Origin of the sequence: Marinilactibacillus piezotolerans, from assembly GCF_900114235.1 — a bacterium.
Taxonomy (GTDB): domain Bacteria; phylum Bacillota; class Bacilli; order Lactobacillales; family Carnobacteriaceae_A; genus Marinilactibacillus; species Marinilactibacillus piezotolerans.
Genome location: NZ_FOSJ01000015.1, coordinates 1 through 25,303, shown reverse-complemented (window position 1 = coordinate 25,303; position 25,303 = coordinate 1). Strand labels below are relative to the sequence as shown.

The following is a 25,303-nucleotide window of genomic DNA, read 5'->3' as shown; positions in this document are numbered from 1 at the left end:
ATCATGATGAAGTGTAAAAGCCAAATAAAAAATCAACAGCACAATTACGCCTTGTCTGTCTACATCGACAAGAGCAGTAGCTGTGCTGTTCTTTGTTTTTATTACTACAATTTGTTTTTACTATTCTTTATAAGAAAATCGTTCTAAAGCGTCGATTGCTCTAAAAAAGAAAAATCCCAGTAAAGCAATGCAGAAGATACCTGCAAACATTTCAGGATAATCCATTTTAGTCCAGGCACTCAGGATAAGGTACCCTAAACCGTAATCTGTAGCATAATTTTCTGCAAAGAAAAGAGAAGCTAAAGCAATACCAATGCTGACGCGTAAGCTAGCAAGGATATTTGGAAAAATAGCGGGTAAAATCAGATAGCGAATTTGCTGCCAGATGCTAGCTTGAAAGTTAACCATAATTCTTTGATAATTTTCAGGAATCATCTTAGCTCCATCTCTTACTAAGATAATCACTTGTAAAACAATAATAGAAAATAGTAATAATATTTTAGAAAAGTTTCCTAGACCCCAAAACAGCATGAAAACGGGTAGAAAAGCAACTTTCGGTAATGGGTACAAAAAATATAGCAAAGGAGAGAGTAAATGGTCAGATCTAGGAAACATACTCAGCAGAATTCCGAGCGGAACGCCAGTAATAATAGCTAGTAAAAGAGCAATGATAATTCTTAAACTACTAGCGAGCATATGTAATCCCAGTAATTCTCTGATTTCCCACATTTTGATTATTGTTACTGTAGGGCTGGGAATAGCATGATTATTTGAAAGAATAAAAAGTAGGATCCATACACTCAGATAAGACAGCACACCCAAAAATAATGAATAGAAAAAATATGAATATGATTTCTTCATAGTTGTCTCACCTGCTTTCTTAATAGGATGCAAAACTCATAAAAACCGAGCGAGTGGCGACGATTTTCTCTCCCGAATGTTGGATTCTCTAATTTGTTTAATTGCTGATTTGCGACTAGTATAATTTCTTGACCTAGATAGGCAGCTTCTTCAATATCGTGGGTAACAATGATCATGGTATTATTCCTTTTATGCTGTTCATCTAGCAGGCGGTCTTGAATTTCTTCTTTTGCTTCTTGATCCAGCGAAGAGGTTGGTTCATCTAAAAGTAGAAATTTTGGGTCTAGTGTTAGTCCTTGAGCAATAGCCACTCTCTGAAGCTGGCCACCACTTAAAGCGTTTGGTCTTTTATAAGCTAATGCTTCTAATTCAAATATTTTTAAAAGTTCTTTTACTCTGGAATCTGTCTGCTCTTTGGAAATATTTTTGATTTTAAAGGGTAGAGCTAGTGCTTCAGAAACAGTTAACCAAGGAAAAATTTGATTATTCTGAAAAATAGTCAACATTTCTGACTTTTGTACATTTTGATAAGAGATGGTACCAGACTGAGGTTTTTTGAAACCTGTCAATACATCAAGTAATGTACTTTTTCCGATGCCAGATGGTCCTACTAAAGTGTAGATTTTGTTATCTTCAAAGTGAAAATCAGTATTTTTAAATATCTGATTCTGTTCATAAATAAAATTTAAATTCTTGATGATAATTCCCATAGAATATTCGCCTTCAATCTAATTTACTTAGTTTAATAGTACACAATTATGTTATACTATGGAAGGAAAAAAGGAGGATAATTCATTGTTTACAACATTAGTATTTCATGAAATTCGTTCCAAAAACGAAATTTCTTTAGGTCAGAGACCTATTTCAGTAGCAGATGGGTATAAGGATAGTTTACCGATGCCATTATACAATAGCCTTGATTATTTTTGTGAATTATTGAACTACTTGAAAGGAGCGGGGTACCATTTCTTATCGCTTGATGAAATAAAAGGATTTTATTATGAAGATCAGAAATTACCAGAAAAATCAGTCTTGATTACATTTGATGATTGTTATCAATCTCAGAAAAAATATGCTTATCCGGTACTTAAAGAAATGGGCATTAAGGCAGTATCTTTTGAACCAACGGGGTGGATTTTTGAAGAAGAGCAGCCTTATAAAGAAAACTTTTCTCAAGTATTAAGTTTTAAGGAATTGGAAGAAATGGCAGATATTTTTACATATGCTAACCATACTCATCATTTCCATCAACGAGAGGGAATAGAAAAAAGTCGAATAATGTGGGAATCAGAAGCATCATTTATTCGAGATTTAGAAAGTTGTAATCAATATGTGGAAGAAAAGGACGTATTTGCTTATCCATTTGGTCTATATAATCAAAATAACGTTCAGACATTGTTGAATTCACATTTCAAGCTAGCTTTTACGACTGAACCAGGAATCAATACTAGTAGTACACCGCCTTTAGAGTTGCATAGAAATATCGTGATTGAAGGTTTACCGATAGATAAATTTAGAGAAATGTTAGGAGAACAAAAATGAAAAAATTAATAATGAGCTTACTTGCTTTTCTTACAGCAGGTAGTTTAGCAGCTTGCGATACACAAGAAAGTAATGAAACAAACGCTGCATCAAAAGATGAAGAAAAGGTAACAGGAGAAACTATCCGCTTTGGTGTTCTGCCAGCTGAGTCAGCTATTCCGATTATATTAGCAAATGAAAAAGGATTCTTTGAAGAAGAAGGAACCAATGTTGAAATAGAATCATTTTCTTCACCAAATGACCGTAACGTAGCTATACAATCAAAAGAGTTAGACGGTACAATCAGTGATGTTATGACGGAAGCAACCTTTAAGCAAAATGAAACAGATATGACAATCACTTCTGGCATTCTAGAAGATTTCAAAATTCTGGCATCACCTCAGTCAGGAATTACAGAAATGAAAGAACTAGCTAATAAGAAAATCACTTTGGTACCGAACTTTATTCTAGAATATATCATGGATGTTTTTGCTGAAGAACAAGATTTTACTTATGAGGTGGTTGATATCCCTTCATTTTCAACTCGTTCTGAGGCTTTGTTAAAAGGAGAAGTAGATGCAGCGGTTTATACTGAACCACAAGCCAGCATGTTGGCTGAACAAGGTGCTGTGATCCTGGGTAGTTCAAAAGAGTCAGGAATTAATGGAGGAACGATTCAGTTCATGGATAGTGTTTTAGAAGAACGACCTCAAGATATTCAAGCATTTTATATTGGTTACAATAAAGCGATTGATTACATGAATGAACATGATGCAAGTGAATATGCTGATATCTTATCAAAATATCAGTTTCCAGATGCTATGAGTACGTATTTGGATACCCAGAAAGAAAACTATCCGTATGCTAAAGCGGTTGATCAAGACCAGTTTGATCAAATCATTGAATGGACACAAAACAAAGAACAGATCGAACAAACCTATACGTATGATGAGTTGACAGATTTCAGTTATTTAGAAGAATAGTATAGAGATAAGTCGATGAGATCTACGTATTTGATGATTGAAATTATGAAAAGTCAATTAAATTTAAATACCGCCCAATCCAGATTTAGATTATCAGGATTGGGCGGTATTTTTATTTATTACTAATGTTGTCTCAATTTTTAATTTGCAAATTTAAGTGAGCGTTAGTTGAATCTGATTTTAAGTAAATAGATTCAAGAGTTTTTGCCATAAACTTACATGTTCTTCAGAGCTGTTGTCAGTAGTTTGATCTTCTGTGCCTTCTTCTTGGGCACGATATTGGATGACAAATTGAACATTATCGACATGATCGTTTCGATCGTCCATATAAGATTGAACCTCATAATCTGAATTAGAAAATTCTTCAATAGCGTCATCTATTTTATCTTTAGTTTTATCTGGTAAACCTGCTGTTTCATTTTGAAGTTCTGAAGTCCCTTCAGCTAATTCATTTGCTCCATTGGAGAGATCAGTTGAACCGGCCTCTGCTTCACTAATCCCTTCAGATAAATCATCTACTCCAATAAATAAATCTTGAGCTCCAGATTGTAAAGCAACTGTTCCATTGTAAAGTTGGCTTATTCCTTCTATAAATGCAAGGGAACCAGTATGAGCATCGTCAATTCCTTGAGTTAAATTATCTGCTCCCTGATTTAATTGCGTAGCACCATCAGATAACTGATTAATTCCATTTTCAAGAGCTTCGCCGCCATTTATAAGACTGGTAGAACCGCTATCTAATTGTTTGCTTGCAGCTGTGACTTTATTTATTCCGTTAGCAAGCTGGTGAACGCCTTCCGTATAATCCTGTACACCTTGATCAAGAGATGAATAATTTTCAGTTAACTGATCGACACCTTCTTGAAGAGGAGCAAGTTCGTCAGATAAGCCAGCAATTCCAGTCACAAGCTCATTGATAGCAGTATGAAATGCTTGATAGTTATTAATTAACTGGGTACTTCCACTTTTTAGAGCACCATCTTCTTCCACTTGATTATGGATACCGTTAATAAGTGAATCACTACCAGAGATATACTGTACATTAACGTTTAAAAGCTGTTTTGTCTGGTTTAGGGTAGTTGTTAACTCATCTACTAAAGCTTGTTCAATTAATCCTTCTTCAACTAATGGTTGAAGGGTCTTGATTTGATTTTGTAAAGTTTGAATTGATTCTTGATAATTTTTGTTCTGTGCAGCTAAATCTGTAGGTGCTAATCCAGTTTCTTTTAGCGTAGAATCATATTGATCAATAGTCTGATCCATTCCAGCTATACCATTATCGAGCGCTGATAATCCAGAACCAATACCATCTGCAGCTTCACTTAATTCTGATACATCATTGAATGCTACTTCAATATTATCCACTTTTGCTTGCATTGTTTGTAGGGCTTTTAGTATCAACGCTGAATTTTCGGTTAATGATGCAGATTTACCATCTAATGTATTTAAACCTTGTTCTATTTCTCCAAGGCCACTTGATAGATCTGAGATTCCATTATCCAATTTATCAAGACCGTTGAATAATTGAGTAGATTTTTCATTTAATTCCTGACTACCTGTTTTGAGTTGATTGGTAGATTGAGCGAGTTGATTGCTGCCTTTATTTAAAGTGTTTAGACCAGATGCTAGGTTTTCTGATTGTTTATAGGCTTTACTTGTACCTTCTACAAGCAGTTGACTTTTACTTGATAATTGATTAGTCCCAGATGTTAAACGATTACTTCCGCCTAGGAGCTGTTGGATTCCGCTAGTCAAGTCAGTGCTACCGTTATTTAAAGCTTGTGCGCCACCATCAAGTGTTGTAATTCCATCTTCCAGTTCTTGTAAAGGATCTGTAAAAGAAGATATATCAAATAAATCATCTCCTAGGGCTAGACTAAGGGGAGCACCGTTGATTGACCAATCCAGTTCTTCTAGTTCAGTTGTTTCAACTGTGAAAGAAAGTGGATCATCTTGCCCAGGTAGTACTGTCCATTGAACTTGCTGTTTATTTCCGGCAGTACTGATGATTCCATTCTCACTTTTTAGGTTATAGTGAGTATCAAGGTCTAGCGAAGTACTGATCTGCAAAGCATAATGATCATAAAAATCCATTAATTTTTCATTGGACTCATCAGTAGGTGAAATGGATACTTGAACAGTAACTTGGCCGCTTTTACCAGCGACTTGATGAGGATCAACTGTTTTTCCATCTAAAGTATAAGAGAAATCAAATGTCCATGGTAATTGTTTATCTGCTACTTCACCTTGAGTGAATACTCGGTTTTCGTTGGTAAGAATATGGGCTTCTTTATTAGCGTAATTTAAATCAGAATCTTTAGTATTGAGTAGTCGCAGTTCATTATAGTTCCCAAAGTCTTCAATTTCATTTGCATCATCCATCTCGAAAAGATTTGTTACATACATTTCTTTTAAGTCTCCAGAAAGATCAATCGTAGAGTAGACTAATTCTTCTTTTGAATAATTGGACTCATCGCTATTTTCCTCAGCCATTACAGGAAAAGTAATAGAGCTAGCAGCGATATAAAGTGAGCTTAAACCAATAATTGTTTTTTTCATTTTTAATTTTCTCCTTCTATTTTTCAAAATTTGTATTTAAGGTTGTTTTTTCGATCCACTTATCTGATATATATAGTAGGATCGGCAAACCAAAAAATACAACTAGCATAGATAGTAACGTTCCTTGAGCTAATAAATATCCTATTTGAGCGGGCACTTGATTAGTGGAGAATATTCCAAAAAGCAGTCCTGCAAAAGTCATAATAACTCCAGAGACTAGGATGCTTTCTCCAGATTTTTCTATTGAAGCTAGAAGTGCTTCTTTTTTCGAGTGTAAATGCCGTTCTTCTATATAACGATCTGTCAATAAAACGGCGTAATCTACGGTAGCACCTAATTGCACAGAACTTAAGATTAAAAAGGCAATGTAAAATAATGCACTTCCTCTAAAATAAGGGAGACCCAAATTGATCCAAATAGCAGCTTGAATACTCATAACGAGAATAGCTGGAAGAATCAGAGATTTAAAGGCAAACATAATGACGATCAGTATGCCAATAATGGAAGTGATATTTACAATACGCTGATCCGAACTGATGACATCTTTTAAATCATAAGTCGAAACACTATCTCCTGCTAGAAGATAGTCTTCACCGAATAAGCTATCGGCTTTCTCTCTAATGGTATCAATCATCTCAAAGGTTTCAGTGCTTTCTGCTGGTAAAGAAGTTTCTATAGCCATTCGTGTGTAATCTTCTGAGTGCAGCATTTCTCTAGTAGATTCAGGAACATACTGAATTGGGATAGACCAACCGACTTCATTTGAATATGCTTCCACTGCTGTGACGTCAGAAAACTCATCTAAGGCTTCAATCATTTCTTTTTCGCTTTCTTCATTACCGTTAGGAAACATTAAAGCCATTAGATTTTCATGGCCAAAATCTTGTTCAATGGCATCTTGTTCTTGTACAACTTTATTGTCTGATGGGAGCCATTTAGAATTTCCATAGTAAAAATCATTTTGCTGTTGGGCGAAAAAAAATACACCAGCAAATATAATTAATAAAGGAACAGCTACAAAGCGAACCTTGTATACAAAATTAGCCAAGGGTTTTAAAGACGGAATAAAAGAACGATGCATAGTTTTTTCTAGTAAATTTGCACAGACTAAAGTCATCGCAGGTAGGAAAATAAACACGGAAAGAAGGCTAAAGATTACCCCTTTTGCTAATACAATTCCCATGTCTGCTCCTATTCCAAATTTCATTAATATTAAAGCAGCAAAGCCGATAACGGTCGTTAATCCACTAGATAAAACAGAGCCTAAAGAATTTTTTAAAGCTTTGACCATAGCTTCTTCTTGAAGGAGACCCTCTCTACGATACTCCTCATAGCGATGTAGTAAGAAGATAGAGTAATCAATCGAAACACCTAATTGTAGGATAGGGAAAGCATTCTTAGTAACAAAAGAAATTTCACCTAAAAAGATATTGGTCCCACTATTAATTAAAATGGCTAATCCAATCGTACCTAAAATTAAAATGGGTTCTATCCAAGAGGATGTAGAAAAAATTAATACAATAAAAGCAATAATAACAGCAAAACTGATCGTAGAGTATAAGTCGACACTAGTATGCTGATCCAGTTCGTAATCTTGTACGAGCTGCCCATCCATTTTTCCTTCTTTACCGATCACATTTCTAATTTTTTCAATCAGTTCATCTCGTTGTTCGTTACCATCAACTTCAGCGGAAATCGCCATTAAGGCTTTGCCATCTTGATAGTAGTCTTTTACAGTCTCTTGATCCATTAATTCAATCGGTTTCTCGAGATCTTCATGATCATCTAGCCAATCAACAGAATCAATATGGTTGATCTCTAAGAGCGCTTCTTTCACTTTGATAGCTTCTGTTATATCCGCTTCCTCAATCATTACACGAATACTGGATGGTTGGGGTGGGAATTCTTCTTTCATCACATCTATAGCTTGGGTGGACGGAGAAGAATTGGGTAAATAATCTGTCATATCATTATTAATTCCTACGAATTGGGCTGAGAATATGGATATAATTCCTAATAAAGCGAAGGTATAAATAATTGTCTTTCTATAATGCACAATCGCTCTAAATAATCTTTCCTTCATACAATCTACTTCTTTCTTGTTATTTTGACAAATGTTGAAATTTGAACTAGTGTTAATTATAGTAGCTAATGATGAAAGTACAACATACAGTCACTGTCCATTTGTTGAAATTTAAACAAATAAAGTGAAAGTGTTGAAAAGAGGGAAAAAAATGACTGAAAATCGAAGTGTACAAAAAACAAAAAGAAATTTGAAAGATGCATTGATTTATTTCTTGAAAGAGAAATCAATTCATCAAGTTAAAGTAAAAGAATTAACAGAAAAAGCGGAAATTAATAGAGGAACTTTCTATTTTCATTATTCTGATATTTATGAACTATTGGATGAATTGGAAGATGATGTTTTTACAGAATTAGAAAAGATGTTTGACCAATATGATGAGAATCTCTCAAAAGAAATTAACCCTGCATCTTTGCTAGATGTCTTATTTTTTAGCTTGTCTGAAAAGAGAGAGATTATCTATATTCTTTTAGGGCCAAACGGTAGTCGCTCTTTTTCTTCAAGAATAGATGGATGGGTAGACTATCATTCTCGTAATATTCTACAGAGCGCTTTTCCTGAAGTTGAACCAGAGTATCATCGACTAGTTTCTGCTTTTCTAATTCGTGGAGTAATCGGAACTTTCAAAACATGGTATGAAACAGGGCAAAATCAGACTCATCAGGAACTTGCTGAAATTATTAAAAAAATTATAGGAAATACTGTCTCAAAGGGAGAGTAAAGTGTTATTGAAAGATTTTTAATTTTTTTTATATAATTATTTTATAGAAAAGTAATCCAACCAGACTCGAAAGGAAGAAATGAGTATGGAAAAGATAGAGTACGAGTATGTGGAAACGAATGGTATTAAACTACATGTAGCACAGCAAGGCCCAAAAGACGGTGACTTGGTCTTATTACTTCATGGATTTCCAGAATTCTGGTATGGCTGGAAACATCAAATGGCAGCCTTAGCAGAAAAAGGATTTCGAGTATGGGCTCCTGATCAAAGAGGCTATAATCTTAGTGATAAACCAGAGAAAGTAAGAGAATACCAGATGAATTACTTGATTGAAGATATAGTGGGATTGATCAAGCAGACCGGAAAAGAAAAAGTATGTCTTGTTGGCCATGACTGGGGAGGTATGGTTGCCTGGCAAGTTGCGAAAGAATATCCGGAACTGATCAACAAGTTGGTTATTTTGAATGCTCCACATTTGTCCGCAATGAGTAAACATGTTCTGAAACATCCATCACAACTTTTGAAAAGTTCTTACATTCTTTTCTTTCAGTTGCAAGGGATACCAGAAAAAATGGCTAGTCGATCAGATTGGCAGCTAGCAACAGAAGCAATACAGAATACAAGTAATGAAAGAACATTTAGCAAAAATGACTTAAAAGAATATCGACTGGCTTGGTCTAAGCCAAACGCAATGCAGTCGATGATCAACTGGTATCGTGCCAATTTAAAATTTTTTGCCTCTGCTAAAGTAACAGACCAGATTACAGTACCGACTTACGTTATCTGGGTAATGAAAGATCAATTTTTAAGTTGGAAACTGGCTGAAAAAAGTCTAGAGTTCTGTGATCAAGGCCAAGGAACCATACTAGGAGAATCTACACATTGGTTACATCATGAAAAACCGGAACAGATTAGCCATTTAATTACTAATTTTATCAGTGCAATATAAAAAATAAAAGAACATAGAGAGGAATGATAAATAGTGAATGAGAACATATTTGAAGATATGGCAAAGAGATATGATACGCCGGAAAGAATTAAGTTGGCAAATATTATCAGTAAAGAAGTCAGTACACAATTAGCAGATAGCCAAGAAAAAACGATGATTGATTACGGAAGCGGAACGGGACTGATTAGTGTGCAGTTAGCACATGAAGTATCTGAACTGATCATGGTGGATTCATCCAATGAAATGTTAAAAGTCGTAGATGAAAAAATAAAACAAAGTAAATTAGAGAATACTCGAACCTTACTAGCTGATTTCATCCAGGAAGTACCAGAGATTAAAGCAGATATTGTTATGATGTCATTGGTATTACTGTATATTCCAAATACTAGAGCAATATTGGAGAATGTCTATTCTGTTTTAAATAAAGGCGGCAAACTAATCATTGTTGATTTTGATTATAACGAAAAGGTTAAACACCCTAAAGTCCATAGTGGATTCAAACGGGATGAATTGAAGAGACTTCTTTCTGAAATAGGATTTCAGTCTAGTGAAATTAGAAACTTTCATCATGCGAAAGACGTGTTCATGAATCAGGATGCGGATGTGTTTATCGCGATTAGTCAGAAGAATTAACAGAAAAATAGGCTGAAGAAGGAATATCATGAAGGCATTTACTCAGGAAGTTATAGATCATTTACAATATTATGTTTATGCACTGGTAAATCCAGACGATAAAACAATTTTTTATATTGGTAAAGGGAGAAGACAGATCCGATATAATTTTGCTGATTCAGGGATCGCTATCAATGAAATAAATGGGATTGAACTATTTCCTAAGCACATAAAATTTACAGGATATCATTTCGTAGATGACTCAGGTAATCCTAAAAGAGTTCAATCACCGTTTACTTATATTGGCTTTTAACAAGAAAATCAAGGAGTAATTAAATAATGAGGAAATTTCTTTCAAAAAGAATTCTGAGAGGTGCGATATTATTTGTGATGGCTTCTACTGTTTATCTAATTACAGAAGCCATTTCTGCTCAAGCTTGGACAGATCCGGAATATAGTTACAGCTTTCATTATATTAGTGATTTAGGTGTATCTAAAAGACTGATGATTGATGGGCGAGAAGTGTATTCTCCTTTAGCAGGAGTTATGAATACAGGATTTATACTATACGGAATGCTCTCTGCTGGTAGTTATATTGCTGCCCTTCCTTTGATAAAAGATAAAGCAAAGTGGTCTGTATTATGTTTCGCACTCATCCAAGGATTCGGAAATGTTCTTGTGGGTCTTTTTCCGGGAGAAACTTACGACTATGCGAGTATGCATCTTATTGGAGCAGCAATGGCGATTATAGGAGGGAATTGTGCTTTATTATTAATGGGCATATACCTTAAACTGGAAAAACAGGGGTATATAGTTAAAGCAACCGCATTACTGTTAGGTAATTTTGGTCTAATCATGTTCGTTACATTTTTATTAACTAATACCGATAATTCTGCGGTGTTTGAACGGTTATCGGTTTATACGATGACAGCATGGAATCTGATATTTGGCTTTTGGCTGATTAAAAAATATAAAATCCAGCAGTATGCCCTTTAATAAATAGCGGATAAGTAAAAAAGCACTTATTACCATTAAACTGGACCCTATAGAATAGACACGGATAAAAAACCCTTATTCGTTCACTATTTTATAGGGTTCTTTACTGTATAATGAACCCAACTATATGAGTTCATAGGAGAGTATTCAAATGGGGAAAAACTATTTCACTGAGGAAGAACGAAAAAAGCTTGAAGAAAATCCTTATGTAGAGAAAGTATCACTTAAAGCTATTACTTACACAGAGACCTTCAAAGAACATTTTGCTAAAGAAAAAGCTCTCGAAAAAGGACCTACGCAAATATTTAGAGACGCAGATTTTGATGTGACGGTGTTAGGGAAAGACCGTATAAAAACTTTTTCTAGACGAATAAAAACTATGAGTCATCGATTAGAAGGATATACGGATTTACGTAGTGAGTCCAGTGGAAGACCTCCTATTAAAGAACGAACACAGGAAGAGGAAATTGCCTATTTGAAACATAAAGTCGCCCTTCAAGAACAACAGATAGAAGCTCTAAAAAAAACAAATTTTATCCACCGGAAGGCCAAGAGGGCTTCACACAAGAAAAATTCCAACTCATCAAAGACCTAACAAAGCGAGATCAAAATGTGTTAAATATATCATGGTTATGTGAGATTGCTTTAGTTTCACGTTCTGGGTATTACAACTGGTTGAAATCTGAAGAGAAACGAAAGAAAAGAGATGAACAAGATCAACACGATTTTGATTTGATACGCGAAGCCTATACATATCGCGGCTATGATAAAGGATCCAGAGGGGTACATATGCGATTGTTACACATGGAAATACTCATGAATCGGAAGAAGATCCAGCGCCTAATGAGGAAGTTTGGACTATTCTGCCCTATAAGAAAACCGAATCCGTATAAACGGATGGCGAAGGCACGCCAGGAACATGCGTTAAAACCCAATCTCGTTAATAGAAAGTTTAGAGCCTATGGACCACGAAAGATCCTCTTGACAGATATCACCTATCTCTTCTATGGGCGAGGAAGGAAAGCTTATTTATCTGTTGTGATTGATGCATTCACGAACCAAGTCTTAGCGTATCAATTAAGTGAATCCTTAAGTGTTGATTTTGTTTTAGAGATGATCGAAGACCTTTTGATCAACCATGAGATTTCAAGACAACAGAAAACCCTGATCCATTCCGACCAGGGCATGCACTATACTAGTATGAAATTTCAAACATTACTCGTGGATAAAGAACTTCGTCAATCTATGTCGCGAAGAGGAAACTGTTGGGACAACGCTCCTCAAGAATCCTTCTTTGGACATATGAAAGATGAAATAGCCTATCTTGGTGATGTGGAGGCATTCTCAGACCTTCATCGCATCATCGATGACTATATGGATTATCATAATACAGAACGCTATCAGTGGAAACTGGCGAAACTATCTCCTAATCAATACTACGATTATTTTAAAACAGGAGTATATCCTCTGAGTCATTTGGTGAGAATGCCTGATTTTCCTGAGATTCAAGCACCGATAGAACATCCTCATTAAAGCGATCAATATACTTTTCCTCTAATTGTTTCCATTTTTCAGGTTTGAAGATAGCGGGATAATGAAAAGCTAAATCCAGTTTGGATAAACGCGTTCTGTATGCGTCTTTAAAGATTGAGAAATCAAGGGTTTCTGGACTGCGAAAATCTTTCTTATTCATTTTTCATTGGATAATCGCCATCCGAAACCTAAGTAGTGATCCAGGCTTAAACGTCTTATCGCTCCTCCTATGACGTCATCATAGGAGGAGCGATAAGAATTTATAAGGGGTTTTTATCAAATTGTCCTTGATATGGGGTCCACTTTACATTTTGTAAGTGGAAACAAGTGCTTTTTTTGATTAGATGAATTTTTCAACAAAGTCTTCAATAGGTAGTTTTAAGTCTTCATAATGTTCTTCAAGCTCTTTTCTGGACCAGTTCCACCAATTTATTTTGAGAAGTTTTTCCTGGATTTCTTTCGGAAATCTTTCTTTTAGTGGTTTGGCAGGTATGCCTCCAACAATTGTATAAGGAGGAACATCTTTAGTAACTACGGCACCTGCACCGATGACGGCTCCGTCTCCCACAGTAATGCCAGATTGGATCGTTACGCCGTGACCGATCCACACATCATTGCCAATCGTGGTAACTTTTTGTCTTCTGCCTTCCAAAAATTGGGAATCTTTATTTGGGAAGCCATAACCATCGCCGTTATAAGCAAATAAATGCTGAGAAGGGCGTTCGTAAGGATGATTGGTTGGTCCAATTCGAACCATATCAGAAATACTGGCAAATCTTCCAATTACAGAATTTTGAATGTAGCAGTAACTTCCTGTATAGCTATAACCGCCAATACTAGAATTGTCTACACTGTTAAATGTTCCTAGTTCCACATACTCTTCAAAAGTGGTATCTTTTACTTGACTATGGACTCCAATGACAGGACGATCAGGATATAATTGTATCGTTTCAATGTGCATTCCAAACACCCTCCTAAACTTTTATTTTAGTGTAACCAATGATAGAATAAAAAGCAAAGTGGAATAGAGGCTATAAAGTTTTTTGTTGAAGAAATCCTACATAGGAGACGATAAAATGTATGACATAAAGGTAATCGATTCTTTCACTAATAAGCAGCTTTCCAGATTAAAACTGGCTAAAGCTTATGTTAAAGATACAGATGAACCGTATGGAATTATGGTTAGAAGTTCAACTGTTCCAGATTCGCTCATAACGGATAAGTTGCTGGTCATCTCCAGATCAGGAGTTGGTGTCAATACAATCAATGTCGAAGCCTCTACAGAGCAGGGTGTAGCTGTTTTGAATACACCTGGAGTGAATGCTAATGCAGTAAAAGAAGCAGTAATTAGTACACTTTTTTCAGTGGTTAGACCGCTCACTAAAGCTGCAGAAATGGTTCAGACTCTTAGTGGAGAAGATATCTTATTGCAGGCAGAAGCGAGACGGGAAGAATTTATCGGAAGAGAACTCCAAGGAAAAGTCATTGGCGTAGTCGGATTAGGTGCTATTGGTGTCCAAATTGCAAGAAGTGCTTATGATTTGGGGATGGAAGTTTTAGGATATGCCAGACGAGATCAAGGGCTAGATTTTTTAGAGCAAGTAGATTTGGATGAATTATTACGTCAGTCACATTTTGTAGTGATTGCTCTTCCTTTGACAGAAGAAACAAGAGGGCTATTATCTGAAGAACGGTTGCGACAAATGAAACAGGGAGCTTATCTTTTCAACTTTGGCAGAGGACCAATCGTTGATACAACAGGTATGCTTGCAGTTTTAAAAGAAGATAGCTTAGCAGGGTATTATACGGATTTTCCGGAAGAAGCTTATTTGGGGAACGATAAAGTCATTATGTTACCGCATATTGGCGGGAATACACAAGAAGCTTTAGAAGGAGGAGAAAGACTAGCAAGAAAAGCACTCAGTGATTTCCTTATTTATGGAACAGTCAGAGATTCTGTCAACTTCCCTTCAGCTAGACAGCTTTTCCATTTACCTTATCGAGTGACTCTATTTTATAAAGAAACGATGGATATCCTACCAGATATTATGCAGATTTTTAATCAGTTTGATTTGAGAATAGGCGAGATGATGACGAATCGTAAAGGTGAATGCGTATATGTTTTAATTGATCTCGACAATGATCAGAGCCAGATAGAAAGAGCTATTGAAAAAATAGAAACCATCAATGACATTAAGAAAGTAAGACTGTTAAAACGTCCGCAATATAAAAAGCGTCGAAAAGTTAAAAAAATAATTAAATAATAAGTTAAAAAACATTTTATAAGGCAAAGAGGATGATAGTATAGTCTCTTTGCTTTTTTAACTAAGAAAAATAATGTCAGCGAGTATGCGCGATGACATCTGAATTGATCATTTAATCTTAGGTTCCTGCGCTAATGAGCATTAGGCTTTTTCTATCAACTATAGTATTTTTTGTTTTCAGTGTCACTATAATCTTTTCATGCTAAACTAAAGAAAAGTTAAAAGGCAAAGAGGTCAAAATATGAATCCATTTTTCAAAATAATTTTAAAGTTGTTATCATCACCGAGGATAGACATTCAAGAAGATTATCAATCAATAAGAAAACTACAACAAATTTTTTATGCTAAGCCCAAGAAAACATATCGGATATTGGATGATCAGATTTATTCTGAAGATCAGTCACATGAAATTGGAGTTCGAGTATTCCAACCAAAGGAACAAAAATATAGTGAGCCGGTTTTGTATATTCATGGGGGCGGCTGGGTCATCGGCGATATCGATTCCTATACAAGAGCTTGTATTAATCTGGCAGATACGTTGGGACGCACTATTTATTCGGTAGACTATCGCTTAGCTCCTGAATACCCATATCCTGCTGGATTAAAAGATTGTTTTCGGGTTGCTGAAATTTTACTGGAACAATTAGAATTTACTGGGCCAGGAGATGTATCTAAATGGATTATTATGGGAGATTCTGCTGGGGGAAATCTGGCAGCTGTTGTATCATTATTACTAAGAAATAGAGGGCTGACAATACCGTATAAACAAGTGTTACTTTATCCCGTAACATATTGGGATCATTCTGAACAGTCGCCATTTGAATCTATAAGAGCTAATGGACATGAATATGGCCTGACAATTGATAAAATTCAGAGTTACATGAAACTCTATGTCCCAGATGAGACAGACAGAAAAGATTACCGAGTTGCGCCTTTGATGGCAGAAGATCTGTCGAATCAGCCCGAAACGCTTGTTATTACGGCTGAATATGATCCACTATGTGATGAAGGGGAGGCGTATGCAAAAGCTCTATTTGAAGCTGGAAATAAAGTGAGACTGCATCGTGTCAATAATGCCGTTCATGGATTTATTACTTATCCAAAATTCGCGGCACCCTTAGATGAAGCCTATCGAATCATGAATGATTTTTTGACACGTACATAACAAAACAGCTCAAATAGAGAGGTGAGAGGCTGATGGAGAAACAAAAATGGGTAAGGCTTGATAATGCTTCTAATATTTTTCTGGCAGCTAAAAATAATGTGGATACTAAAGTTTTTCGTTTGAGTGCTGAATTAAAGGGGGATGTTAATCCTAGACATTTACAGCGAGCTTTGGATAGAGTTTATGAACAATACGCTTTGTATCATAGCGTACTTAGAAGGGGAATATTCTGGTATTATTTAGAAGAGAGCGAATTAAGGCCTGTCATAAGGCCTGAGACAACGTCCCCTTGCGCGACTATTTATCATTTTGACCGAAAAGAATTGTTATTCAGAGTTTTATATCATAAAAATCGTGTGCACTTAGAAGTGTTTCATGCACTATCTGATGGAACAGGAGCGCTGTGGTTTTTTGAGGACCTAATTTCTGAATATGTATCGTTCAAATATCTTGAACCAAGTGATATAGAAAAAAATCCAGACCAAAAGAGAATAACAAATCAGTCAGAAGATAGCTTTGCACAGTATTTTAGAAAAAGTAGACAAAAGAATTTTACTAAAGCAACTCTTTCTGCGCTTGAAAAAATTTATCTAGATAGAGAAGCAGACAGGGAAATAAAATCAAATAAATTAGAGCTGTCCACAGATGATACGACTAATGAGTTAGAAACAAATAGAGGAAAAAATAAGAAAGAACAGCATATCTACCGTATCAAAGGAACTAGAACACCGGATAATCGAATGCGAGTGATTGAGCTAGAATTATCATTGAAAAAAATAATCGAGCTTGCAAAGCAATATAATGTTTCCCTTACAGTTTATCTGATTGCTTTATATATCATATCTGTTTATCAAACTAAAGAAGAAAAATCAGGAAAAGCGACAGTGACAATTTCTGTACCCGTCAATCTCCGCCAATTTTTTCCTTCAAGTTCTGCTCGGAATTTTTTCACGACAACTCATTTAGCCATAACTTTTGAAAATGAGAGAGAACTAGACCTTGCAGAAATATGTCAGGAACTTTCTAGACAATTAAAAGCACAGACAAGCCCGACATATCTGGAAAAACGAGTGAATCGATTTATTTCATTCGAGTTAAATCCGTTTATTAGAGTAACCGTCCGACCATTAAAAGACTTAATTTTAAAATTAATTAATCTTTCTAATAATAGAAATGTTACAGTTGCAATGTCAAACTTAGGGAAAGCAAATTTCCCTACTGAAGTCCTACCATATATACAAGGTATCTATTTTCATACTTCAGCAATTCGTCCACAGTTTTGTATGATCAGCCATGAAGATTGCCTCACCCTAAGTTTTACAACGCCTTTTATAGAAACAGATATTCAGAAAAAATTTGTGGAATTACTGACCGAACAATCTATAGAGGTTATAGTGGGAACAAACAGGGTGACTAAAGAAGAATTGGAGAGCCAAATAAAATGAAACAATGCATACAGTGCCATGCGAAAGTAAAAGGTGATTGGGATGTATGTCCTCTTTGTCAGAGCCCTTTTGCTGAACAGAAGGAAAATGAAGAAGAAAACCAAGGACCATTTCCAGTTGTTCCTTTACGATTTAACAGAGAGAAAGTTACTAAACTGCTTTCACTAGTGTCTGTTTTGGTTATTGTGGCTTACTTTATCATACAATGGTTCTGGTCTTTTCAGGTTTTTGGATTAGACTATGTTTTATTTGGAATTATGAGTATGTGGATGGTCGTCTTGATTATCATTCGTAAGCGTCGAAACATAACCAAAGGAATCGTTTATTTAATTATTTTTTTGTCTGTAATTAGCCTGTACTTTGACTATTCAAATGGATGGTCAGCCTGGTCAATAACCTATTCAATTCCTATTATTTGTACTTTTGCATTGATTGCTATGTTTTTAGCCATCCAAGTCGTACGTCTTGATACTGGAGATTATGTGCTCTATCTTCAGGCAGCTGCATTGTTAGGGCTTATACCTTTAGTTTTTTTATTCCTTGGCTGGACAACCCATCCTTTACCAAGTTGGATTTCATTTTTGATCAGTACTGTAATGTTCTGGTCAGTTATCGCTTTACATGGGAAGCAAATCTTGAAAACGTTAAGAAAAATTGTAGACGTTTGATTTTAAATAGATAGTCATGAAAAGGTGCTGAATTTTTTCAGCACTTTTTTCAGATAATTCAGTTTAAAAGGTTTAAATCCTTCTTGATTTTATTTAAAATCATTGATAAATCATCTGTAGCTGTTAACGTTTGTTCATTGAGAAAGTCTATGTAATCTTTCTCGTTCCACCAACGACGCATTGCTTCTTCACCGAATTCCTGAGTTTTATCTCTAGTTTGATGCCTTCTTAAAGTTTCTTCAAAAGTAAGTTCAAAATAATAGGCAGCAGCTTTTTCTTCGCAGATTTCAACTAACTCCTCGAACATTTTAAAATACCAATCGCTTTTAAAAATCCCTTCTACAATAATATAAGGGCAAACGGTTTTTCCGTAACGAACCATATCAGAAATTAACGGAATAATAAGCGAGTTTGGTCCATCGGGCGTCCGCATCGTGTCTCTTCTAATTACATCTTGAGAGAGAAGCATAGTATTTCTTCCAAGAAGTACTTGCAATTCTTTAGCTAAAGTCGTTTTCCCGCTTCCAGAATTACCTCTGATAATAATCAGTTTCGTCATAACGTCCTCCTTAAATATATTTTCTATTTGATAGTACCATTTTGCAATAAAAGTTAAAATTATAAAAAGTATGATTATTTTTAGAATTTTTAAAGTGAAATAGAAACATAGGTTTTAATTTATATATTTTTAAAGTAAAATTGGTAAAAGAAAGCGTTTGGAATTTATAGGAGGATTATAAATGAAAAAAATAGGTTTAATCGGTGGAATGAGTTGGGAATCTTCAGCTGAATACTATTTTTAATCAATGAAAAAGTAAAAGAAGAATTAGGGGGGCTTCATTCAGCAGAGTGTATAATGTATAGTGTGGATTTTGAAGAAATTGAACATTATCAAATAAATGGAGAATGGTATAGGGCAGGAGAAAAATTAGCTGACGCAGCCCAGTCTTTAGAAAAAGCCGGGGCAGATTTTATTGTTCTTTGTACAAATACAATGCACAAAGTGATTGTTTCAATAGAAGAAAAAATCAATATACCTATTTTACATATTGCAGATGCTGCAGCCAAGGAATTGAAAAAATTTAATATAAGAAAAGTTGGTTTACTTGGAACAAGTTATACAATGGAGGAAGACTTCTATATTTCTAGAATAGAAGAAAGTGGATTTCAAGTCGTTATTCCATCTAAGGATAAACGAAATAAGATCAATGAAGTGATTTTTAGTGAATTATGTCTTGGTAAAATCAAAGTGGAATCACGTGAATATTTTGAAAAAGTAATAGAAGAATTAGCAGAAAATGGTGCAGAAGGTATTATATTAAGCTGTACAGAAATTGGATTATTGATTAAAGAAAAAGAGTCTAGTATTCCAATTTTTGATACGACAACTATTCATGCAATGGAAGCAGTAAACTGGGCATTGAAAAAGTAAAGAAGGTAAAGAGATGTTAGATAAAAGAATTTTATATTTTTTAGCGGTAGTAGAAGAGGGTTCTTTTTCAGCAGCGGGGAAAGCTCACTATATCACTCAATCAGCTATTAGTCAGCAAGTAGCTTCTTTAGAAAATGATTTGAATATTCCTTTATTTGATCGTACATTTTATAAACCAAGACTAACAAAAGCAGGAGAAAAATATTATGCTTTCTGCAAAGATATCCTATATAAAGAAGTTGATGTGTTAAATGAGATGTACAAACTCGCAAACGCAGAAGAAGAGATACTACATATCGGAATTACTGGGCCGTTAGAATCAAAACATTTACCTAATATTATTGTTCGTTATGAAAAGTTATATCCGGAGAAAGTAATCAAAGTAACAAAATGTAGTTTTTCATCAGGTGTTGATCAACTTCTGAGTGGTGAACTAGATGTAGCTTTTGGAATATCAAATGATCTTTCTTATCATACCACTATAGCCGTAACAGAATTAATCAAACATAAAATTTGTGTGATATGTTCACCCGAACATCCATTAGCTGAATGCAAAAGTATTGATTCAAAAGAGTTGAAAAATGTTCCAGTGGTTTCATTATCGAAAAAATCAGGACCTAATTTCTATGCGGATTTTATGCGGTCATTTAGAGAAGATGGATTCACTCCTAATATTGTGAAGTATGTAGACAACTTAGACGAGCTTATTTTGGATGTTAGATTGAACCGAGGCATTGCGTGGACTAGCAAAGAAGTAATTAATGAGACAGACAAAGTTCATATTTTAGATATTAATGATTCTCACCATGGAGCAACATTTGCGGTAGGTAGAAGAAAAAGAAATCTTCGAGAAGATGTAAAAGTATTTATAGAGTTATGTTCAGACTATTTCAGTACAGTATCTTAATAAGTTTTACTAATCATTACTATTAGAATATAGTATCTTTGATTCTTTTTATAGAGTGTTATACTAAAATCGTATTATTGATAAAAGAATCACAAACTATAGATAAAGGAGTCGATTCACATGACAAAGTACATTGTAACAGGGGTAGACGGAAACTTTGGTGGTTATGTGGCGCGGAATATAACTAAATTAACAGATAAAGAAAATCTGATTTTTACTTGTCCTTTTGAAGAAGGTTTGAAGGAATTTAAGGATAAAGGATTTGATGTTCGTGTTGCGAATTTCAACCACCCGGAAACGTTAGAAGAAGCTTTTAAAGGTGGAGATGCATTACTGATCATCTCAGCTCCTTTTGTTGGAGAAAAGAGACAACGTGCTCATAAAAATGCTGTAGATGCTGCGAAAAAAGCAGGTGTAAGCAGGATTCTTTATACTTCTCTAGTGAACGCTCAAGATCCGGAAAATCCAAGCGTAGAAAAAATTGATCATGCATTTACTGAACAGTATATTGAACAATCTGGATTAGATTATGTATTCTTGAGAAACTCTCAATATGCAGAAGCAATGATTACAATTTATTTGAACTCTGCCGAAGCAGATGGTGTACTTGCTAATAATGCGGGAGATGGACAAATGCCGTTTATCTCACGAAAAGACTGTGCTAAAGCAGCGATGTATGCATTAGTAAATGATGGTTTAAAAAATGAAATCATAAATGTAAATGGTGCTGAATCATTGACGATGAGTGAATTTGTGGCAATTGGTAATGAACAAACGGGAAATCATGTTACTTACAAAGCGACTACTGATGAAGAAAACTATGCTGTTTTTGATGCATTGGGTGTTCCGCGTACCACAGATGGTGAATTCCAAAAAGATTCTCCAGCTCCTTACTCAAGTGACGGTATGGTAACCTTCGGACAAGCGATTCGTGAAGGAAAACTATCTACTTTCACAAATGACTTTGAAAAATTAGTTGGGGAAAAACCAAGAACAGTAGCATACATGTTTGCACGTGCAGATGAATATCAAGTAGGACAAAGAAATTCAACAGATAACTAACAATTGGGGCGATTATTAAATAAGTAAAGAAGACTTAAGAGAGGCTAAGTCTTCTTTTTTTTGCAAAGAAAAATTTGCTAAAGAAATTTAACGAACCTTTTCTGATATTTGTTCGATTCATAGCCAATATGTTCATAAAACTTATGAGCTTCAGTTCTGACTTCACCGGAGTTTAGTCTAACTCCGGTGAGTCCTCTAAGCAGAGCTTCTTTTTCCAAAGCTTGCATTAGAACTTTACCAATGCCTTTTTTATGATGATCCTTGTCTACTGCTAGCGCCATGACATTAAACATTGGTTCTGCATAAAGTGATTCATAAATTTCTGCATGGACGTATCCAATAGTATTAGCAGTTTCTTCATCCTCGTATACTGAAAAATAATGATGGGTACTGTCATTTGATAACTTCTTAATCTGCTGATTAACTAGATCAATAGATACTTCATAACCTAATTCTTCTATATTGATTTTCCTAATTCTTTCTGCATCAGAAAGCCTGATTTTTCTTAACATATGTCTATCTCCCAGTTGTATATGTAGTTTAAAATAGTTTATCAGATATCGAAATTAAATTATATGTCTAATTGATTCAACTTTAATTATAAAATTAAACAGTATAATCTATATTGAGGAATGAATATAAAAAATTGACTAGTTCTAATAATAGAAGTACCCTTTAAATATAGGAACTATTTAAGTGAATTTAGAATGAATATCCTTTCTGAGATAGTAGGAAGTAAATAGTATAAAAAAGTAAAGGAGCTCGACTGTATTGCGTGCATGGACGATAAAAGAACCTGGTTCAAGAGAACAATTAATAATAGAAAATAGGGAGAAACCAGAACCGAAAGATGGAGAAATTCTGATAAAAGTAAAAGCAGCGAGCATCAATAGAACGGATACTGTGACAAGACAAAATCCCTCTCTTGCTACTCCATATCCTATACTTGGAGTAGAAGTAAGTGGAGTAGTTGTTGAAAATCACTCCTCTGAATCCAAATTAAATCCGGGAGCAAAAGTTGCTGGACTAGTTAATCATGGAGGTTATGCCGAATACGTTACGATGCCTGCAGATCGTGCAATTTTATTCCATGATTCACTGACGATGGAAGAAGCTGCTGCAATTCCAGAAGTATTTTTAACGGCTTATCAGACACTGTATTGGTTAGGAGAATTGAAACCCAAGCAGAGAGTACTCATTCATGCTGCTGGCAGCGGAGTAGGGACAGCCGCTATACAACTAGCGCGGCACTTAAGTGACGCTTTTATATTTGCAACGGCAGGTCATAATAATAAATTGTCTGTAGCTAAGGAACTAGGAGCAGATCATACCATTAACTATAAAAAAGATTCCTTTGATGAGATTGTAAACAGCGTAACCGATAATAAAGGAGTTGATGTCATTTTAGATTTCGTAGGGGCTTCTTATTGGGATAAGAATCTATCCAGTTGTGCGTTGGATGCCAGGTGGGTATTGATTGGGGCATTAGGTGGAACGGTTGTAGAAAAAGTCTCACTTATGAAATTGATACAGAAACGAGTTTCTTTGAAAGGAACACTGTTGACACCTAGAAGTGACGAATATAAAGCTGAATTGACTAAAGAATTTATAGACAATGTTATGCCTTTGATTGAAGAGGGTAAGATAAAACCAATTATTCATTCTGTACTACCTTTTGAAGAAGCAAAAGAAGCACACCGTCAAATGGAGGACAATGAAAACACAGGCAAAATTATTCTTAAAGTATCAGACTAATTATTGGTAAGCACTATATATTTGAAAAATTAAATACTAATCAAAGACTGCTTAAACTTTTGTCAAAGGTTTGAGAAGTCTTTTTTTTAATCATCAGTTATAGTTTCGATGAATAAGTCTTGCATGAAAAAAACTGTAGAAATAACGGTTGATTCAGTTAAGAAATACGAAGTGCAGTATAATATGATCCCAGGTAAGAAACCAGCTCTAAGTAACCATTAAAGTAAATGTATATTATTTCTTAAAGATTAAGAAAAAAGTATGATTTTTGAATATTTTTCTATATTATGTTAACCTGATAAGTGGAGTCTGTTATCTGACTAGCGTGGATCGTTTTAAAAAGGGATAAGATGGTTTATTTTTTTTGAGAATTATACTCGAAATAAAATAAATACATACAATTATACTTTAGGGATTTTTGAATTAGCTAATAGATAGCAGCCAAATCATGAGGAGGAAAAGAATGACTTACCGTAAAACAATAGGAGCCATATCAATCGTATCAGGGGCTTTGTTACTTGCCGGATGTAGTAGTGAAGGCGGAGCAGAGGATACAGAAGAAGCCAATTTAGGAGAGCAAATGGATTACACCATCACTGGGATAGAACCTGGTGCAGGGCTCACAGGATTAGCTAGAGAATCTCTGGAAGTTTACGATAATTTAGAAGGATGGGAGCTGCAAGAAAGCTCTACAGCAGGAATGCTTACACAATTAGAACAAGCTATTCAAAATGAAGAACCGATAGTAGTAACAGGTTGGGCGCCGCATTGGATGTTTGAGAGATATGATTTGAAGATGCTAGAAGACCCAGAATTAGCACTTGGAGAAGAAGAACAGATTCATACTATTGCTAGAACTGGGTTAGAGAATGATCTACCAGATGCCTATGCTATTTTAGATGCGTTTAACTGGGAAGTAGAAGATATGCAAGAAGTTATGCTGGAGGCTCAAGATACACCATTTGAAGAAGTAGCAGCAGACTGGATTGAAGATAATCGTGATAAAGTAGATGAATGGGTAGCTGGTACGGAGCCGGTTAATGGAGAAGCAATACAATTAGTGTCGACTCCATGGGATTCAGAACGTGCTTCTGCTAATGTAATGAAATTAGTCTTGGAAGAACAAGGATACTCAGTAACGATTACAAGTGTGGATCCAGCTATCATATTTCAGTCGATTGCTACTGGAGAAGCAGACGCCAGTCTAGCTCCTTGGTTACCATCGACACATGGTGCTTTCATGGAAGAGTATGGAGAAGATATTGATGATCTTGGAGAAAATCTTGGTGGTGCGGTTAATGCGTTTACAGTCCCTGAATATATGGAAATAGATTCAATAGAAGATTTGCCTTCCAAAGATTAAAGGGAATAAGAGCATTTTTGAACCCAAATATTAGTTATGTTATTCTATTTATAAATGGGTTTATTAATTCAATAATATTATCTATATAGCCTGAATAATTCATAACTCTGTATTTTAAGTAAATCTCTTAAAAAAATCATTCTCGCTTTATTTATTTTGATAACTTTTGCCCAAAACAATCTTTTTAAAGACTCTTTTCATTTTTGTAAGTGCCCAAAAATTACTTTTGTATAATTTTGGGCACACTTATCCCTTGGAACTTTTCTCTTAAATAAATAGTATCCGCTTAGTTTATACCCATGAATGGGACCGCCTCAGGCGGTCGAAGACAGCATAGAATTCTTTATGATAAACGTGATAACTAGACAGTTTAAGATAGACTTGCCTACCTGTTTGGACAAGTTTCCCGGCTACTTTAAGTAAT

Annotated in this window: 24 protein-coding genes and 1 pseudogene; 18 read left to right on the top strand and 7 right to left on the bottom strand. The window is 35.1% G+C overall.

All coding sequences use genetic code 11. From position 1 onward, the window contains the following. Positions 1-120: 120 nt before the first annotated feature. Positions 121-861, bottom strand: a complete 741-nt coding sequence (locus tag BM212_RS05270) for an ABC transporter permease (RefSeq protein WP_091896970.1) — start codon at positions 859-861, stop codon at positions 121-123. Then, positions 858-1,571, bottom strand: coding sequence for an ATP-binding cassette domain-containing protein (locus BM212_RS05265; protein ID WP_091896968.1), 714 nt, complete (start codon positions 1,569-1,571; stop codon positions 858-860). Before BM212_RS05265 ends, BM212_RS05270 begins: the two co-directional genes overlap by 4 nt. Positions 1,572-1,656: 85 nt before the next feature. Between BM212_RS05265 and BM212_RS05260 the strand changes: the two genes are divergently transcribed. Both BM212_RS05260 and BM212_RS05255 read left to right on the top strand, forming a co-directional pair. Then, positions 1,657-2,403: a polysaccharide deacetylase family protein gene (locus tag BM212_RS05260; protein WP_232226922.1), complete on the top strand. Its 747-nt coding sequence runs from the start codon at positions 1,657-1,659 to the stop codon at positions 2,401-2,403. Beyond that, positions 2,400-3,365 (top strand): ABC transporter substrate-binding protein, encoded by a 966-nt coding sequence (locus BM212_RS05255; protein ID WP_072693596.1) that lies wholly within the window; start codon positions 2,400-2,402, stop codon positions 3,363-3,365. The genes BM212_RS05260 and BM212_RS05255 overlap by 4 nt, the downstream gene beginning before the upstream one ends. A 180-nt stretch (positions 3,366-3,545) precedes the next feature. Here the strand turns inward: BM212_RS05255 and BM212_RS05250 are convergent, their stop codons facing one another. Further along, entirely contained in the window at positions 3,546-5,924 is a 2,379-nt protein-coding gene (locus BM212_RS05250; RefSeq protein WP_091896965.1) for a YhgE/Pip domain-containing protein, read from the bottom strand. A 16-nt stretch (positions 5,925-5,940) separates the two neighbouring features. Then, on the bottom strand, positions 5,941-8,007 hold the full coding sequence (locus BM212_RS05245; protein ID WP_091896963.1) for an efflux RND transporter permease subunit: 2,067 nt from the start codon (positions 8,005-8,007) through the stop codon (positions 5,941-5,943). Between the two features lie 151 nt (positions 8,008-8,158). Between BM212_RS05245 and BM212_RS05240 the strand changes: the two genes are divergently transcribed. From BM212_RS05240 to BM212_RS05210, 7 genes are all read left to right on the top strand, one after another. Beyond that, on the top strand, positions 8,159-8,728 hold the full coding sequence (locus tag BM212_RS05240; RefSeq protein ID WP_091896961.1) for a TetR/AcrR family transcriptional regulator: 570 nt from the start codon (positions 8,159-8,161) through the stop codon (positions 8,726-8,728). 85 nt (positions 8,729-8,813) lie between these two features. Continuing rightward, entirely contained in the window at positions 8,814-9,677 is an 864-nt protein-coding gene (locus BM212_RS05235; protein WP_245750934.1) for an alpha/beta fold hydrolase, read from the top strand. A gap of 33 nt (positions 9,678-9,710) precedes the next feature. Next, positions 9,711-10,310: a class I SAM-dependent methyltransferase gene (locus tag BM212_RS05230; protein ID WP_091896955.1), complete on the top strand. Its 600-nt coding sequence runs from the start codon at positions 9,711-9,713 to the stop codon at positions 10,308-10,310. Between the two features lie 28 nt (positions 10,311-10,338). Beyond that, entirely contained in the window at positions 10,339-10,602 is a 264-nt protein-coding gene (locus tag BM212_RS05225) for a hypothetical protein (protein WP_091761190.1), read from the top strand. Between the two features lie 26 nt (positions 10,603-10,628). Further along, the gene (locus BM212_RS05220) at positions 10,629-11,285 is read left to right on the top strand and encodes a DUF998 domain-containing protein (RefSeq protein ID WP_091896952.1); all 657 of its coding nucleotides are present in this window, start codon (positions 10,629-10,631) and stop codon (positions 11,283-11,285) included. A 151-nt stretch (positions 11,286-11,436) separates the two neighbouring features. Continuing rightward, positions 11,437-11,880: an HTH domain-containing protein gene (locus BM212_RS05215; RefSeq protein WP_087057660.1), complete on the top strand. Its 444-nt coding sequence runs from the start codon at positions 11,437-11,439 to the stop codon at positions 11,878-11,880. Between the two features lie 17 nt (positions 11,881-11,897). Beyond that, positions 11,898-12,818, top strand: a complete 921-nt coding sequence (locus BM212_RS05210; RefSeq protein ID WP_087057658.1) for an IS3 family transposase — start codon at positions 11,898-11,900, stop codon at positions 12,816-12,818. A gap of 340 nt (positions 12,819-13,158) precedes the next feature. On the opposite strand, the gene BM212_RS05205 is transcribed toward BM212_RS05210, so the two are convergent. Next, a complete protein-coding gene (locus BM212_RS05205) occupies positions 13,159-13,779 on the bottom strand; it encodes a DapH/DapD/GlmU-related protein (RefSeq protein WP_072693588.1) in 621 nt (206 codons plus the stop codon). Between the two features lie 115 nt (positions 13,780-13,894). Here BM212_RS05205 and BM212_RS05200 point away from each other — a divergent pair, with 115 nt between their 5' ends. From BM212_RS05200 to BM212_RS05185, 4 genes are all read left to right on the top strand, one after another. After that, positions 13,895-15,082, top strand: a complete 1,188-nt coding sequence (locus BM212_RS05200; protein ID WP_091896950.1) for an NAD(P)-dependent oxidoreductase — start codon at positions 13,895-13,897, stop codon at positions 15,080-15,082. 241 nt (positions 15,083-15,323) lie between these two features. Continuing rightward, entirely contained in the window at positions 15,324-16,247 is a 924-nt protein-coding gene (locus tag BM212_RS05195; RefSeq protein WP_091896946.1) for an alpha/beta hydrolase, read from the top strand. 32 nt (positions 16,248-16,279) lie between these two features. Beyond that, complete coding sequence (locus tag BM212_RS05190) at positions 16,280-17,692, top strand: condensation domain-containing protein (protein ID WP_091896943.1); 1,413 nt, start codon at positions 16,280-16,282, stop codon at positions 17,690-17,692. After that, positions 17,689-18,360 (top strand): DUF6320 domain-containing protein, encoded by a 672-nt coding sequence (locus tag BM212_RS05185; RefSeq protein ID WP_072693584.1) that lies wholly within the window; start codon positions 17,689-17,691, stop codon positions 18,358-18,360. The genes BM212_RS05190 and BM212_RS05185 overlap by 4 nt, the downstream gene beginning before the upstream one ends. A 58-nt stretch (positions 18,361-18,418) precedes the next feature. Here the strand turns inward: BM212_RS05185 and BM212_RS05180 are convergent, their stop codons facing one another. Next, on the bottom strand, positions 18,419-18,919 hold the full coding sequence (locus BM212_RS05180; RefSeq protein ID WP_072693583.1) for a kinase: 501 nt from the start codon (positions 18,917-18,919) through the stop codon (positions 18,419-18,421). 181 nt (positions 18,920-19,100) lie between these two features. Here BM212_RS05180 and BM212_RS05175 point away from each other — a divergent pair. The 3 genes and pseudogenes from BM212_RS05175 to BM212_RS05165 all read left to right on the top strand — a co-directional run bounded on the left by BM212_RS05175 (position 19,101) and on the right by BM212_RS05165 (position 21,761). Further along, a pseudogene (locus BM212_RS05175) lies at positions 19,101-19,792 on the top strand (aspartate/glutamate racemase family protein). A 13-nt stretch (positions 19,793-19,805) separates the two neighbouring features. Beyond that, positions 19,806-20,699 (top strand): LysR family transcriptional regulator, encoded by an 894-nt coding sequence (locus tag BM212_RS05170; protein ID WP_091896940.1) that lies wholly within the window; start codon positions 19,806-19,808, stop codon positions 20,697-20,699. Between the two features lie 120 nt (positions 20,700-20,819). After that, positions 20,820-21,761 carry an NmrA family NAD(P)-binding protein gene (locus tag BM212_RS05165; protein ID WP_091896937.1) on the top strand — a complete coding sequence of 314 codons (942 nt, stop codon included), beginning with the start codon at positions 20,820-20,822 and terminating at the stop codon, positions 21,759-21,761. Positions 21,762-21,838: 77 nt separating this feature from the next. Here BM212_RS05165 and BM212_RS05160 read toward each other — a convergent pair whose 3' ends face one another. Further along, on the bottom strand, positions 21,839-22,273 hold the full coding sequence (locus BM212_RS05160) for a GNAT family N-acetyltransferase (RefSeq protein WP_091896935.1): 435 nt from the start codon (positions 22,271-22,273) through the stop codon (positions 21,839-21,841). A 259-nt stretch (positions 22,274-22,532) separates the two neighbouring features. Between BM212_RS05160 and BM212_RS05155 the strand changes: the two genes are divergently transcribed. Then, on the top strand, positions 22,533-23,516 hold the full coding sequence (locus BM212_RS05155; RefSeq protein WP_072693579.1) for an NAD(P)H-quinone oxidoreductase: 984 nt from the start codon (positions 22,533-22,535) through the stop codon (positions 23,514-23,516). 463 nt (positions 23,517-23,979) lie between these two features. Next, positions 23,980-24,879, top strand: coding sequence for a glycine betaine ABC transporter substrate-binding protein (locus BM212_RS05150; RefSeq protein ID WP_072693578.1), 900 nt, complete (start codon positions 23,980-23,982; stop codon positions 24,877-24,879). The last annotated feature ends 424 nt before the right edge of the window (positions 24,880-25,303 follow it).

What these genes read in the sequence shown, in the direction of transcription:
- BM212_RS05225 (WP_091761190.1), top strand. Translation starts at nt 10,339, where the DNA reads ATGAAGGCATTTACTCAGGAAGTTATAGATCATTTACAATATTATGTT.
- BM212_RS05265 (WP_091896968.1), bottom strand. Translation starts at nt 1,571, where the DNA reads ATGGGAATTATCATCAAGAATTTAAATTTTATTTATGAACAGAATCAG.
- BM212_RS05190 (WP_091896943.1), top strand. Translation starts at nt 16,280, where the DNA reads ATGGAGAAACAAAAATGGGTAAGGCTTGATAATGCTTCTAATATTTTT.
- BM212_RS05205 (WP_072693588.1), bottom strand. Translation starts at nt 13,779, where the DNA reads ATGCACATTGAAACGATACAATTATATCCTGATCGTCCTGTCATTGGA.
- BM212_RS05255 (WP_072693596.1), top strand. Translation starts at nt 2,400, where the DNA reads ATGAAAAAATTAATAATGAGCTTACTTGCTTTTCTTACAGCAGGTAGT.
- BM212_RS05240 (WP_091896961.1), top strand. Translation starts at nt 8,159, where the DNA reads ATGACTGAAAATCGAAGTGTACAAAAAACAAAAAGAAATTTGAAAGAT.
- BM212_RS05180 (WP_072693583.1), bottom strand. Translation starts at nt 18,919, where the DNA reads ATGACGAAACTGATTATTATCAGAGGTAATTCTGGAAGCGGGAAAACG.
- BM212_RS05200 (WP_091896950.1), top strand. Translation starts at nt 13,895, where the DNA reads ATGTATGACATAAAGGTAATCGATTCTTTCACTAATAAGCAGCTTTCC.
- BM212_RS05165 (WP_091896937.1), top strand. Translation starts at nt 20,820, where the DNA reads ATGACAAAGTACATTGTAACAGGGGTAGACGGAAACTTTGGTGGTTAT.
- BM212_RS05235 (WP_245750934.1), top strand. Translation starts at nt 8,814, where the DNA reads ATGGAAAAGATAGAGTACGAGTATGTGGAAACGAATGGTATTAAACTA.
- BM212_RS05215 (WP_087057660.1), top strand. Translation starts at nt 11,437, where the DNA reads ATGGGGAAAAACTATTTCACTGAGGAAGAACGAAAAAAGCTTGAAGAA.
- BM212_RS05160 (WP_091896935.1), bottom strand. Translation starts at nt 22,273, where the DNA reads ATGTTAAGAAAAATCAGGCTTTCTGATGCAGAAAGAATTAGGAAAATC.
- BM212_RS05150 (WP_072693578.1), top strand. Translation starts at nt 23,980, where the DNA reads ATGACTTACCGTAAAACAATAGGAGCCATATCAATCGTATCAGGGGCT.
- BM212_RS05185 (WP_072693584.1), top strand. Translation starts at nt 17,689, where the DNA reads ATGAAACAATGCATACAGTGCCATGCGAAAGTAAAAGGTGATTGGGAT.
- BM212_RS05270 (WP_091896970.1), bottom strand. Translation starts at nt 861, where the DNA reads ATGAAGAAATCATATTCATATTTTTTCTATTCATTATTTTTGGGTGTG.
- BM212_RS05250 (WP_091896965.1), bottom strand. Translation starts at nt 5,924, where the DNA reads ATGAAAAAAACAATTATTGGTTTAAGCTCACTTTATATCGCTGCTAGC.
- BM212_RS05220 (WP_091896952.1), top strand. Translation starts at nt 10,629, where the DNA reads ATGAGGAAATTTCTTTCAAAAAGAATTCTGAGAGGTGCGATATTATTT.
- BM212_RS05195 (WP_091896946.1), top strand. Translation starts at nt 15,324, where the DNA reads ATGAATCCATTTTTCAAAATAATTTTAAAGTTGTTATCATCACCGAGG.
- BM212_RS05245 (WP_091896963.1), bottom strand. Translation starts at nt 8,007, where the DNA reads ATGAAGGAAAGATTATTTAGAGCGATTGTGCATTATAGAAAGACAATT.
- BM212_RS05170 (WP_091896940.1), top strand. Translation starts at nt 19,806, where the DNA reads ATGTTAGATAAAAGAATTTTATATTTTTTAGCGGTAGTAGAAGAGGGT.